We start from the raw sequence: 12545 nt of genomic DNA, 5'->3' as shown, positions 1-12545 counted from the left end.
CCGACAGCGCCGACCACGGCGGAAGGCGAGCGGGACGCGAGGGGGACGACTCAGACCGCCCCGGTCGTCGTCCCCTGGTCGAGCTTGGTGAGGTCCACGGTCTCGTCCGCGGGCGGTACGACGACCTTCACCGGCTTGTCGTAGTCGGAGAAGACGATCGTCCCGGGCTCCTCGCCACCCGTCTTGACCATCTTGAGGATGTAGGGCTTGCCCTCCTGGGAGACGGACACAGTGGTCGTCTCACCGCCGGGCCTCTTCTTCAGCAGGGTGGCGACCGGGGTTCCCTCGACCTCGGCGTCCGGTCCGCGGGTCAGACCCCTGCGCTCGCCGTCGTCCTCGTCCAGGTCGGCGAGGAGTTCCTTGAGGTCGCAGACCCCGCTCAGGTCGCCGCTGCCCGCCTGACCGGGGGTGATCTTCAGCCAGCGCCCTTCGAGGAGCTCGATCGTGGGGCCGATCTGGGGCTCCGGTATCCCCTGGGAGGTCATCGAGACCCGCCAGAACCGCTCGTCGCCCTTGATGTACGTGATCCCGTCGGCCTGCCGCAGCTCCGCCGTGCCGCCGCCGATCGTCATCCGCCCGGTGCACTCGCGCTGGTCGTCGACAGCGAGGTCGATGTCCAGCTGCTGTCCGTCCGACTCGACCCGGCCGGTCATCCGGAGAGAGGTCGCGGACTGGGTGGCGGTGACGGCGCGGTCGCCGATCCGGTCGGCGGTCAGGCCCTCGAAGGGGTCCGGCGAGGGGCTGGGGGCTGCGGCCTGTACGTATGCCGGCGCGGGAGGCACCTGGGCCCCGGCCGCCGGAGCGGCCCCGACGATCACGGCCGTACAGACGGCCGTCGCACCGGCCGCCACGGTGGCCGTCGCGGTGCGGAGCATTCGACGCTGGGACGCCATGCGAGCCTCCTCGCGGATTCCCCCGTCCACCAGCGTCGCCCCTGTGACGTGCGCCCGCTACATCGCTGCGGCGGGCGCACGTCGAGGCGGGTGCGTCAGCCGAGCTTCGCCGGGTCCATCACCTGGTCCGCCGGAGGCGCGGTGGCCGTGACGGGCTTGTTGAATTCGGAGAAGACGAGCGATCCGGGCTCCTTGCCGCCGGCGTCGACCGACTTGAGGATGAAGGGCTCGCCCTCCTTGGCGACGTACACGGTGAGTGTCTCGCCGTTGCTCTTCTTCTTGATCAGGGTGACGGCGGGGCGGCCGTCGACATCGGCGTCGGCGCCCTTGGTCATCCCCTTCCGCTCGGACTTGTCATCGTCCATCTCCTTGATCAGGGTGTTGAGGTCGCACAAGTCGGCCAGTTCGCTCGCGTTGCCGTCGGACATCTTCATCCAGCGGCCCTTGAGGATCTCGGCCATGGCGTTGCCCTCCTCGGCGGAGGAGCCCTCGCTCTTGGCCATGTTCTGCCAGAACTTGTCGTCGCCCTTCATGTACATGACCTTCTCCGCCTGAAGGAGGTCCGCGGTGGCCGTGTCGATGGTCATCTTTCCGACGCAGGCGCCCTTGTTGTCGACGGCGAGGTCGATCTTCATCTGCTCGCCGTCGGCCTTGCCGTCGCCGACCATGCGCAGCGAGGTCGCGCCCTTCATGGCCTTCACGGCCTGGTCCGCGATCGCGTCGGCGTCGAGGCCCTTGAAGGGGTCGACCGGGGCCTGCGTCGTGGCGGACGCCGCCGGCTCCTTCGTGTCGCCCTTGGCCTTGGTGTCGTCGCCCTTGGAACAGCCCGTCACACCGACGACGGTGGCCGCACAGACCATCGCCGCGACCCAGATCTTCCGGTTGGCCCGCATGTGTGCACTCCTCATGAGATTTCTCTTGACCCCCGGGACAGTCCGACTCCTGTGAGGTCCCCATGGATGCACGGCGGGAAGGTGACCTCGGACACGTCGAACGGCGGCTCTCGAGGAGGCCGTCATTCGACGATGTGGCGGCCCTCGGGCTGCGCGCTGCACGAGGCGCGGAAGGTGCAGTGGGTGCAGTGCTGGCCCGTGGTGGGGGTGAAGCGCTCGTCGAGGACCCGGCCGGCCGCGGTGGCCAGGAGGTCGCCGACCCACTCCCCCGCCAGGGGTTCCTGCGCCTGGACCTTCGGGAGGGTCTCGCCGCCCTCCTTCTTGGGGGCGGGCTGGCGCAGTTGTACGAGTTCGGCGCCGCCGGGGTCGGGGCGGTGGCCGTCGAAGACCTCGTCCAGGGCTCCTTCGCGCACCGCGAGCTGGTACACGGCGAGCTGGGGGTGGTGGGCGACCTCGTCCCTGGTGGGCGCGGACTTGCCGGTCTTGAAGTCGACGACGTAGGCGCGGCCGTGTTCGTCGGTCTCCACGCGGTCCATGGAGCCGCGGATCCGGACCTCGTACGCACCGGCTTCGAGGGTCACGTCGAAGTCGTGCTCCGTCGCGGCGGGGGTGCGGCCGCCGCGGTCCATGACGTGCCAGCGCAGGAAGCGTTCCAGCGCCACGCGCGCGTGCTCCTTCTCCTGCGCGGATTTCCAGGGGGCGTCGAAGGCGAGCGCGTCCCAGACCGAGTCCAGGCGGGCCATGAGGACGTCGAGGTCGGCGGGGGTACGGCCGGAGGCGACCTCGTCGGCGAGGACGTGGACGACGTTGCCGAAGCCCTGGGCGGCGGTGGCGGGGGCGTCGGCCTTGACCTCGCGGCCCAGGAACCACTGGAGGGCGCAGGTGTTGGCGAGCTGGTCGAGGGCGGAGCCTGAGAGGGCGACGGGGTGGTCGCGGTCGCGGAGCGGGACCCGGCTGCGGGTGGGTTCGAACAGGCCCCACCAGCGGTCCGGGTGAGCGGCCGGGACCAGCGGCTGACCTTCGTCGTCGGTGAGCGCGGCGAGCTGGGCGAGGCGCTGGGCGGCGGCGTCGCGGAGGGCGTCGGAGGCGGCCGGGTCGACGGTGGTGGCACGCAGTTCGGCGACGAGCGCGGACACGGCGAGGGGGCGGCGGGGGCGGCCCGGGACGTCCTTGGGCTCGGTGCCGAGTTCGGTGAGGAAGCGGGAGGGCTGGTCGCCGTCGTCGGCGGGGGTCTTGACCGCGGTCACGACGAGCCGGTCGCGGGCGCGGGTGGCGGCGACGTAGAAGAGGCGGCGCTCCTCGGAGAGGAGGGCGCCGGGGGTGAGGGGTTCGGCGAGACCGTCGCGCCCGATGCGGTCGGCTTCGAGGAGGGAGCCTCGGCGGCGCAGGTCGGGCCAGAGGCCCTCCTGGACGCCGGCGACGACGACGAGGCTCCACTCGAGGCCCTTGGCGCGGTGGGCGGTCATGAGGCGGACGGCGTCGGGACGGGTCTGGCGCTTCGAGAGGGTGTCGGCGGCGATGTCCTGGGCGTCGAGCTCTTCGAGGAAGTTCAGGGCGCCGCGGCCGCCGACACGGTCCTCGGCGCGGGCGGCGGCCTCGAAGAGGGCGCAGACGGCGTCGAGGTCGCGGTCGGCGTTGCGGCCGGCCGGGCCGCCGCGAAGGGCCGCGCGCTCCAGCCGGCCGGGCCAGGGGGTGCCGTTCCAGAGCAGCCAGAGGGCCTCTTCGGCGGTGCCGCCTGCGGCGAGGCGGTTGCGGGCCTGCCGGAGCAGCTCGCCGAGCCGCTTGGCGCCGCGGGCGTACGACTGGTCGTGCGCGACGAGCCGCTCGGGCTCGGCGAGCGCACGGGCGAGGAGTACGTCGGAGGGCGGCGGCACCTGGTTCCCGCCGGCCCGCTCCTCGTCGCGCAGCGCGCGGCCGAGGCGGCGCAGATCGGCGGGGTCCATGGCGGCGAGGGGCGAGGCGAGCAGGGTGAGCGCGGTCTCCGTGTCGAGCCACACCCCGTCCCTCTCGTCCCCTTCGGTACCGTCGCCGGAAGCCGAGGGCTCGGCTGCGGAAGCCGAAGGCTCGCCGCCCGGGTCCGTCGTGTCGCCGACGACGGGGCCCGTCTCCCCAGGGACCGTCTCCCCGGCGCCCGGCTCCCCGGCGCCCGGCTCCGCAGCGTCACCGGACGCGATCGGCTCGGGCGCCGCCTGCTGAGCGACCGCCATGGCGCTCGGCGAATCGCCGCCCGGCCCGGCGGGCTCCTCGGCTCCGTCGGCGGGCGCGTCGCATGCGGCATCCAGCTCCGCGTGGTCGGCCGAGTCGCCGTCGACCCCCGCGGGCTCCGCAGCCTCGTCGGCGGACTCCCCACTGCCCCCGGCCGGCTCCCCGGCGCCGTCGCCGTCGCCGACCACGTCCCGTCCCGCCGTCCCCGGGGCGGCCGGGTCGTCCGCGCCCGGGGCCGCCGCCGTGCGCAGGGCGAGAAGCAGCGGAGCGACCGCCGGTTCGTGGCGGAGGGGGGTGTCGGCGGTGTCGGTTTCGAGGGGGACGCCGGCCGAGGTGAGGGCGCGGCGGAGGCCCGGGACGGTGGTGGCCGCGCGGACCAGGACGGCCATGTCCTGCCAGGGGACACCGTCCTCCAGGTGGGCGCGGCGCAGGAGGTCGGCGATGTTGTCGGACTCGGTGGAGGCCGTCGGGTACGTGTAGACCTCGACCCGGCCGCCCCCGCGGCTCGCCGCCGGCTCGCGGTGGGCGCGGACCTTGTCGCCGGGGAGTCGCGGCAGGGGCATCCGCCGGGTGAGTTCGCGCGTCGCGGCGAGCAGCCCCGCGCCCGAGCGGCGGGAGCCCGTCAGGACCCGGACGTCCGACGGCCGGCCGTCGAGCCGCGGGAACGTGTCGGGGAAGTCGAGGATGCCGTTCACATCGGCACCCCGGAACGCGTAGATCGACTGGTCCGGGTCGCCGAAGGCGACCACCGTGCGGCCGCCCCCCGCCAGCGCGCGCAGCAGCCGCACCTGCGCCGGGTCCGTGTCCTGGTACTCGTCCACGAAGACGGCGTCGTAGTCGGGCAGCGTCACGCTCTCCGACAGCAGCACCGCCCTGTGCACGAGCTCCGTGTAGTCGAGAACCCCTTGCAGGTCCAGGACGTCGAGGTACTCCGCCAGGAACCCGGCCGCCGCCCTCCAGTCGGGGCGCCCCACCCGCTGGGCGAACTCGGCCAGCGCCCTCGGCCCGAGCCCCAGCTCGCGTGAGCGCGCGAGGACGGCCCGTACCTCGTCGGCGAAGCCGCGCGTCGTCAGACAGGCCCGCAGCTCGTCGGGCCACCGGACGCGGGCGAGCCCCGCCTTCTCCAGGTCGATCTGGCCCGCGAGGAGCTCCCGTACCGCGAGGTCCTGCTCCGGTCCCGACAGCAGCCGCAGCGGCTCGGCGAACAGTTCGGCGTCCTGGTGCGCGCGGATCAGGGCGTAGCAGTACGAGTGGAAGGTCGTCGCCTGCGGAGGCCGCGCTCCACCCAGCCGCGCCGCCATCCGGTCGCGCAGCTCCACGGCGGCCTTGCGGCTGAAGGTGAGGACGAGGATCCGCTCCGGGTCCGTTCCCTTCTCGACGCGGGCCGCGACCGCCTCCACCAGCGTCGTCGTCTTGCCGGTGCCCGGTCCGGCGAGGACGAGCATCGGTCCGCCCGCGTGGTCAACCACTTCCCGCTGCGCTGCGTCCAGCAGAGGGGGATCCACCTGGGTCGGGGCGGTGCGCACCAGTCGGTACGCGCCCGTGGTCCGCCCCTGGTACGGCGTGCGCCGGGTGGTGGAGGAGGAACTCACGTGGATCGACCGGTCCTGAGCGAAGAGGTGGAGAGGTGTACGGGGCGAACGACGACGTTACGGGAAACGGAGGGTGCCCGAGTCGTACTCCGTACGGGCTTCCGTGCCGTCATCGGGCCGCCCGGCCCGTCCTGCCATGGGCAAAGCTGTCACGTGTGAGTTCCCGCACGCGGATCCCGGTCGGCGACGTCCGTGCCGTCCCAGCGCGCCCGCCGCATGTCGAGCTTCGGTATGTGCCCCTCGGCGGTGCGCCCGGCCTGCCGGAGCGGGGTGCCCTCGTCCCGGTAGTGGTCGAGGGCGCGCAGCTCGTGGCCGGGCAGCAGCGTGCCGTCGGAGCGCACCACGCGCCACCACGGCACGGCCCCGCCGTACAGGGCCATCACCCGGCCGACCTGGCGCGGCCCTCCCTCGCCGAGCCATTCGGCCACGTCTCCGTAGGTCATCACCCGGCCCGGCGGGATCAGCTCGGCGACCTCAAGGACCCGCTCCGCGTACTCCGGAAGCTCCTCCACGCTCATCCGCCCCATCCTGCCTCACACCACCGACAACCCCACCGACAACGCCCTGATGCCTCCGTGGGGCAGCGCTTCGTGCCACCATCGTCCGGGCGGTGACTGGTGATACGAGATCAAGAGCGACAAGACGACCAAGAAGAAGAACAATTCGAGAAGCGGGACGCGTCGCACGACGAGCACGCGGCACAAGCAGAGACGGACATGGTGATGGGGTACGACGCTCGGCCTCCTGAGGAGGGGGCTCACCCCGACCTGCCCTCGCCCGAAGGAGAGCCCAGCGAGCGCGTCTCGCAGGACGAACCGCTGCTCGCCGCCCGTGTGCACCGCCCGTCCGACCTGATGCGGCTGCTCGTCGGCGTCCTCGTGATCGCCGTCGTCATCGCCATCGCCGCCTTCGCCCACGGCACCACCTCCGGCCTCGAGCAGGACATCAACAAGGGCGCCGGCGGTGCGCCCGACGTCTTCGTCAAGATCGCCGGCCTGGTCTCCAGCATCGCCGTCCTACTCGTGCCGGTGGCCTTCGCCATCGAGCGGCTGATCAAACGGGACGGGCTACGGATCGCCGACGGCGTCCTCGCCGCCGTACTCGCCCACGGTGTCACCCTCGCCACCGACCTCTGGGTCGCCAAGGCCGCGCCCGGCACCATCCAGGACGCCCTGACCCAGCCGGCCACCGGCGGCGGCCTGACCGACCCGGTGCACAACTACCTCGCGCCCGTCATCGCGTACATGACCGCCGTCGGCATGGCCCGTCGGCCGCGCTGGCGGGTGAGCCTGTGGGCGGTGCTGCTGCTCGACGCGTTCACGATGCTGGTCGCCGGGTACACCACCGCGTTCTCGATCATCCTGACCGTGCTGATCGGCTGGACCGTCGCGTACGGAACGCTGTACGCGGTCGGCTCCCCCAACGTCCGCCCCACCGGGCAGACCCTCCTGGCCGGTCTGCGCCGGGTCGGCTTCCGGCCGGTCACGGCGCTGCGCGCCGAAGGCGCGGGCGTGCCCGACTCGGCCGACAGCGGCGACCGCGGGCGCCGCTACATCGTCACGCTCGAGGACGGGCCGCCGCTCGACGTCACCGTCGTGGACCGGGAGCAGCAGGCGCACGGCTTCTTCTACCGGGTCTGGCGCAGGATCACCCTGCGCGCGATCACCACCCGCCGCTCGATCGTCTCGCTGCGCCAGGCGCTGGAGCAGGAGGCCCTCCTCGCGTACGCGGCGATCGCCGCCGGGGCCAACGCCCCGAAGCTGATCGCCACCTCCGAGCTCGGCCCGGACGCCGTGATGCTCGTGTACGAGCACCTGGGCGGCCGGACCCTGGATTCGCTGGACGACAAGGAGATCACCGACGATCTGGTGCGCAGCGCCTGGCGACAGGTGAAGGCGCTCCAGTCACGCCGGATCGCGCACCGCAGGCTCGCTGGCGACGCGATTCTGGTGGATCGTTCCGGCAAGGTCATTCTGACCGACCTGCGGGGCGGCGAGATCGCCGCCGGCGACCTGATCCTGCGGATGGACATCGCGCAGCTGCTCACCACCCTCGGACTGAGGGTGGGTGCCGAGCGGGCGGTGGCCGGGGCCGTGGCGGTGCTCGGCCCGGACGCGATCGCCGACTGTCTCCCCCTCCTCCAGCCGATCGCGCTGAGCCGCTCCACGCGGGCGACGCTGCGGAGGCTGGCCCGGGAGCGGTCGAAGCGGGAGCGCGAGGCCGTGCTCGAGGCGTCGGAGGCGGCGAAGCGGGCGCGGGCCGAGGCGAACGCGGGCACCACGGACCTCAAGCCGGACCGCAAGTCCGACCGGAAGATCGAGAAGGCGGAGAAGCAGGCCGAGAAGCGGGCCATCGACGAGGCGCTCGACGATGCCCGCGAGGAGGATCTGCTGGCCCAGATCCGCCAGCAGGTGCTGCTGATCCGTCCCCAGGCACCGGTCGAACCGGTCCGTCTGGAGCGGATCAAGCCGCGCACGCTCATCAGCCTCATCGCCGGTGCCGTCGCCGCGTACTTCCTGCTCTCGCAGATCGCCCGGACGCCGCTGTCCACCATCAGCTCGGCCGACTGGCGGTGGGTGGCGGCGGCGGTGCTGTTCTCGGCGCTGAGCTACATCGCCGCCGCGATGAGCCTGCTCGGCTTCGTACCGGAGCGGGTGGGGTTCTGGCGGACGGTGGTCGCACAGGTGGCCGGGTCGTTCGTGAAGATCGTCGCTCCGGCGGCGGTCGGCGGTGTCGCGCTGAACACCCGGTTCCTCCAGCGCTCGGGGGTGCGGCCGGGGCTCGCGGTGGCGAGCGTCGGCGCGTCGCAGCTCTTCGGGCTCGGGGCGCACATCCTGCTGCTGCTCGCCTTCGGCTATCTGACGGGTACGGAGAAGTCGCAGTCGTTCACCCCGTCGAGGACGGTCATCGCCGGTCTGCTGACCGTGGCGGTGCTGGTTCTGGTGGTCACGGCGATCCCGTTCATGCGGAAGTTCGTGTCGACGCGGCTGCGGTCGCTCTTCGCGGGTGTCGTGCCGCGCATGCTGGACGTGCTCCAGCGGCCGCTGAAGCTGCTCACGGGCATCGGCGGCATGCTGCTCCTGACCGGTGTGTTCGTGCTCTGCCTGGACGCCTCGATCCGCGCGTTCGGGCACGACAGCCAGGGGATCAGCTACGCCAGCGTGGCGGTCGTCTTCCTCGCGGGCAACGCACTCGGCTCGGCGGCGCCGACGCCTGGCGGTGTGGGCGCGGTCGAGACCGCGCTGACCCTCGGTCTGGTCGCGGTCGGCCTCCCCATCGAGGTCGCGACCCCGGCGGTGCTGCTGTACCGGCTGCTGACGCTGTGGCTGCCGGTGTTGCCGGGGTGGTTGTGCTTCAACTGGCTGACGAAGCGCGGGGCGCTTTAGCGCGGGAGCGCTTTGGCGGGTGGGGGGTGGGGGCAGGGTCGTGCGGAGTCTGCGGGCCGGCTGTGGCTGGTCGCGCAGTTCCTCGCGCCCCTGGCAGGGCCCCGTCCGGACGGAATCTGCCGGCACCGCGCGGCTGAGCGCGCAGTTCCTCGCGCCCCTGACAGGGCCCCGTCCGGCGGAGCCCGTACGCGCCGTTCCCCGCGGGCCTGTGGGGCGCCCGTACGTGACACCCGTGTGGGTGCTCGCCCGCGCGGGGTTGCTTTGTTCGGCTCACGATGGGTTCATGCCGATCTCCGCCGCGCAGCGTGCCGTCCTGCTCACCGCGACCACCGTGTTGCTCGCCGTCGGAGTCGCCGGATGCTCGGACAGTGGCGGGACTGCCTCAGACTCGCCCACCGATCTCGCCGGGTTCGCCACGCAGGAGCTGGAGTGGGCCGCCTGTCCGCCCCCGTCCGCCGCGGAGGGCGGCGGGCCCGCGCCCTCCCCGCTGCCCGACGGGACCGCCTGGGAGTGCTCGTTCATGGACGCGCCGCTCGACTACGACGATCCCGGAGGCGAGACCATCGAGCTGGCCCTGATCCGCGCCCGGACCAGCAACCCGGACCAGCGGATCGGCTCCATGATCTACAACTTCGGCGGTCCCGGCGTCTCCGGCGTCACCGGCCTGCCCTCCTTCGCCGCGGACTACGAGAAGCTCCGCACCCGCTACGACCTCGTCTCCTTCGACCCCCGGGGCGCCGGCCGCAGCGCGGACGTCCAGTGCCTGACCGACCAGGAGCTGGACGCCTACTACGCCATGGACTTCACCCCGGACGACGCCGCCGAGGAGCGGACGATGTCCGACGGGCAGAAGAAGTACGCCGCCGGCTGCGAGAAGGAGTCCGGCGCGGTCCTCCCCCACGTCGGCACCGAGAACGCCGCCCGTGACCTGGACCTGATGCGCCAGGTCCTCGGCGACGACAAGCTCCACTACTTCGGCATCTCGTACGGCACACAGCTCGGCGGTGTGTACGCCCATCTGTTCCCCGAGAACGTCGGCCGCGCCCTCTTCGACGCGGTCATCGACCCGAACTCCGGCACGGAGGCCGGCGCCCTCGGCCAGGCCCAGGGCTTCCAGCTCGCCCTCGACAACTTCGCCAAGGACTGCGTGGCCCGCGGCGACGCCTGCACGCTGCCCGGTTCGACGGTCGCCGAGATCGAGGCGTTCATCATCAACCTCCTCGACGAACTCGACGAGAAGCCGATCGCCGGGATCGGGGACCGCAAGCTCACCCAGACCCAGGCAACCAACGGCATCGCGCAGGCCCTGTACTCCAAGGAGTTCTGGCAGTACCTGGAGCAGGGCCTCGACTCGGCCGAGGGCGGCGACGGCGCACTGCTCCTCGCCCTCTCCGACTCCATGAACGGACGTGACCAGAACGGCAGTTACAGCAACATCCAGGCGGCGAACGCGGCCATCAACTGCGTGGACTTCAAGGAGCGCTACACCCTCGGCCAGGCCAAGGAACGGCTCCCGGAGTTCCAGAAGACCTCCGCCGTCTTCGGGGACTACATGGGCTGGGCCCTGTCCGGCTGCTCCCAGTGGCCGGTGCCCGGCGCCTGGGAGCACCCCGACGTCTCCGCGCCCGGCTCCGCCCCGATCCTGGTGCTCGGCACGACGGGCGACCCGGCGACCCCGTACGGGGGGACCCGGGCGATGGTGGACGCGCTCGGCGAGGGCGTGGGTGTGGAGCTGACGTACGAGGGCGAGGGGCACGGCGCGTACAACGCCGGCAACGCGTGCGTGCAGAACGCCGTCAACGCGTACTTCCTGGACGGAAAGGTGCCGGCCTCGGGGACCATCTGCAAGTAGGTCCACCGCGGCGCCTAGGATGGCGACTTTCCGGTCCGGATCACGGGGGTTGTCTTGTCCAAACGGATACGGGTGGCGGCCGCTGTCGTCACCGGGCTGCTGCTCGCGGGCTGCACGAGCACCGGAACGCCCACGGAGACCCCTCGGAGCATCGGGAAGACCCCGCCGAGCACGGATGCCAAGCAGCCGAAGGACGCCGCGCTGCCCGCCTCGCTCACCGGGCAGCGCCCCGAGTGGAAGCCCTGTGCCGCCCCCGAGGGCGGCGACGAGCCCGGCGCCGACTGGCGCTGCACCGAGGTGCGGGTGCCGCTCGACTACGCACGGCCCGACGGCGAGACGATCCCGATCGCGCTGATCCGCAAGGAGGCCCGCGACAAGAACCGGCGGATCGGCTCCCTCCTCTTCAACTTCGGCGGCCCGGGCGCCTCCGGGGTCGAGATCCTCCCCCGCGCGGCCCAGGCGTACAGCGTGCTGAACCGCCGCTACGACCTGGTCGGCTTCGACCCGCGCGGCGTCCGGCAGAGCGCCGGTGTGGTGTGCCGGGACGACAAGGAGCTGGCCGCCGCCGAGACCGTCGACATGACGCCGGACACTCCGGCCGAGGAGGCCGCGTTCCGCGCGGACGGCGCCTCCTTCGGCGCCGGGTGCGCCCGCCGCTCCGGCAAGGTCATCCCGCACACCACGACCAGCAACACCGCCCGTGACCTGGACCTGGTCCGGCACGTCCTCGGCGACGCCAAGCTGAACTACTTCGGCATCTCCTACGGGACCCAGCTCGGCGGCGCCTACGCGCATCTGTTCCCGGCGCACGTCGGCCGGACCGTCCTCGACGCGGTCGTCGACCCGACCGCCGACAGCACGGGCCACGCCCGCAACCAGACGATCGGCTTCCAGCGCGCCCTGGACAACTACCTGAAGAGCACCGGCGAGGACCCGAAGCAGGGAACGGCCCGGATCGCCCGTCTGCTGGAGCGGCTGGACGGCGACCCGCTGCCCGTCGGCGACCGGAAGCTGACCGACGGTCTGGCGCTCACCGGCATCGCGGTCACGCTCTACTCGGAGAGCAACTGGCCCCTGCTGACCTCCGCCCTGGAGCAGGCCCGGAACCGCAACGGCGCGGAGCTGCTGGCGCTGGCCGACTCGTACAACGACCGGGACGAGTCCGGGCACTACTCCACCCAGTCCCACTCCCAGCGGGCGATCTCCTGCGCCGACTCCGCCGAGCGGCCGACGACGGAGCAGGCGAAGGCGCTGCTGCCGGAGTTCCGCAGGCTCTCGCCGGTCTTCGGCGCGTTCCTCGCCTGGGACACGGCCGGCTGGTGCGCCCAGTGGCCGGTGAAGGGCGAGCGGGTCGACCCGGACGCCGGCGCGCCCGGAGCGGGCCCGATCCTGGTCGTCGGCACGACCGGTGACCCGGCGACCCCGTACGAGGGGGCGGAGCGGATGGCGAAGGAGCTGGGCACCGGCGTCGGCGTCCTGGTCAGCAACGAGGGCGAGGGCCATGGCGCGTACGGCACGTCGTCCTGTGTGACGAGGACGGTCGACGCGTACCTCCTGGACGGCACGGTCCCCAAGTACGGCACGCGCTGCTCCTAGCCGGGAGCACGAGAAGGGCCCGGACCTGATGTCAGGTGCGGGCCCGTCTCGTAAACCTACCTGGGGCTAGGATATCGGCGTATCGGGGTCGATCAGGTTGACCCAGCCGAGGACGCCGCCCCCGACCG

The 12545-nt window shown here is 72.5% G+C and carries 7 protein-coding genes; 3 read left to right on the top strand and 4 right to left on the bottom strand.

Going from position 1 to position 12545, the window contains the following annotated elements; genetic code table 11:
* Window positions 1-50 precede the first annotated feature (50 nt).
* From ACFC0D_RS36535 to ACFC0D_RS36520, 4 genes are all read right to left on the bottom strand, one after another.
* Window positions 51-893 carry a hypothetical protein gene (locus tag ACFC0D_RS36535; RefSeq protein ID WP_376445873.1) on the bottom strand — a complete coding sequence of 281 codons (843 nt, stop codon included), beginning with the start codon at window positions 891-893 and terminating at the stop codon, window positions 51-53.
* Window positions 894-988: 95 nt separating this feature from the next.
* The gene (locus ACFC0D_RS36530) at window positions 989-1786 is read right to left on the bottom strand and encodes a hypothetical protein (RefSeq protein WP_376445870.1); all 798 of its coding nucleotides are present in this window, start codon (window positions 1784-1786) and stop codon (window positions 989-991) included.
* 122 nt (window positions 1787-1908) lie between these two features.
* A complete protein-coding gene (locus ACFC0D_RS36525) occupies window positions 1909-5583 on the bottom strand; it encodes a UvrD-helicase domain-containing protein (protein WP_376445867.1) in 3675 nt (1224 codons plus the stop codon).
* A 149-nt stretch (window positions 5584-5732) separates the two neighbouring features.
* Window positions 5733-6110, bottom strand: a complete 378-nt coding sequence (locus ACFC0D_RS36520; RefSeq protein WP_376445864.1) for an MGMT family protein — start codon at window positions 6108-6110, stop codon at window positions 5733-5735.
* 189 nt (window positions 6111-6299) lie between these two features.
* On the opposite strand from ACFC0D_RS36520, the gene ACFC0D_RS36515 reads away from it, so the two are divergent.
* The 3 genes from ACFC0D_RS36515 to ACFC0D_RS36505 all read left to right on the top strand — a co-directional run bounded on the left by ACFC0D_RS36515 (window position 6300) and on the right by ACFC0D_RS36505 (window position 12417).
* Complete coding sequence (locus ACFC0D_RS36515; protein ID WP_376445861.1) at window positions 6300-8969, top strand: lysylphosphatidylglycerol synthase domain-containing protein; 2670 nt, start codon at window positions 6300-6302, stop codon at window positions 8967-8969.
* 283 nt (window positions 8970-9252) lie between these two features.
* Window positions 9253-10821 carry an alpha/beta hydrolase gene (locus tag ACFC0D_RS36510; protein ID WP_376445858.1) on the top strand — a complete coding sequence of 523 codons (1569 nt, stop codon included), beginning with the start codon at window positions 9253-9255 and terminating at the stop codon, window positions 10819-10821.
* 54 nt (window positions 10822-10875) lie between these two features.
* On the top strand, window positions 10876-12417 hold the full coding sequence (locus ACFC0D_RS36505) for an alpha/beta hydrolase (protein WP_376445856.1): 1542 nt from the start codon (window positions 10876-10878) through the stop codon (window positions 12415-12417).
* Window positions 12418-12545: the final 128 nt, after the last annotated feature.

Source organism: Streptomyces sp. NPDC056222, assembly GCF_042264065.1.
In the GTDB taxonomy this organism is placed as follows: domain Bacteria; phylum Actinomycetota; class Actinomycetes; order Streptomycetales; family Streptomycetaceae; genus Streptomyces.
This window is presented reverse-complemented; position numbering and strand designations above follow the sequence as displayed.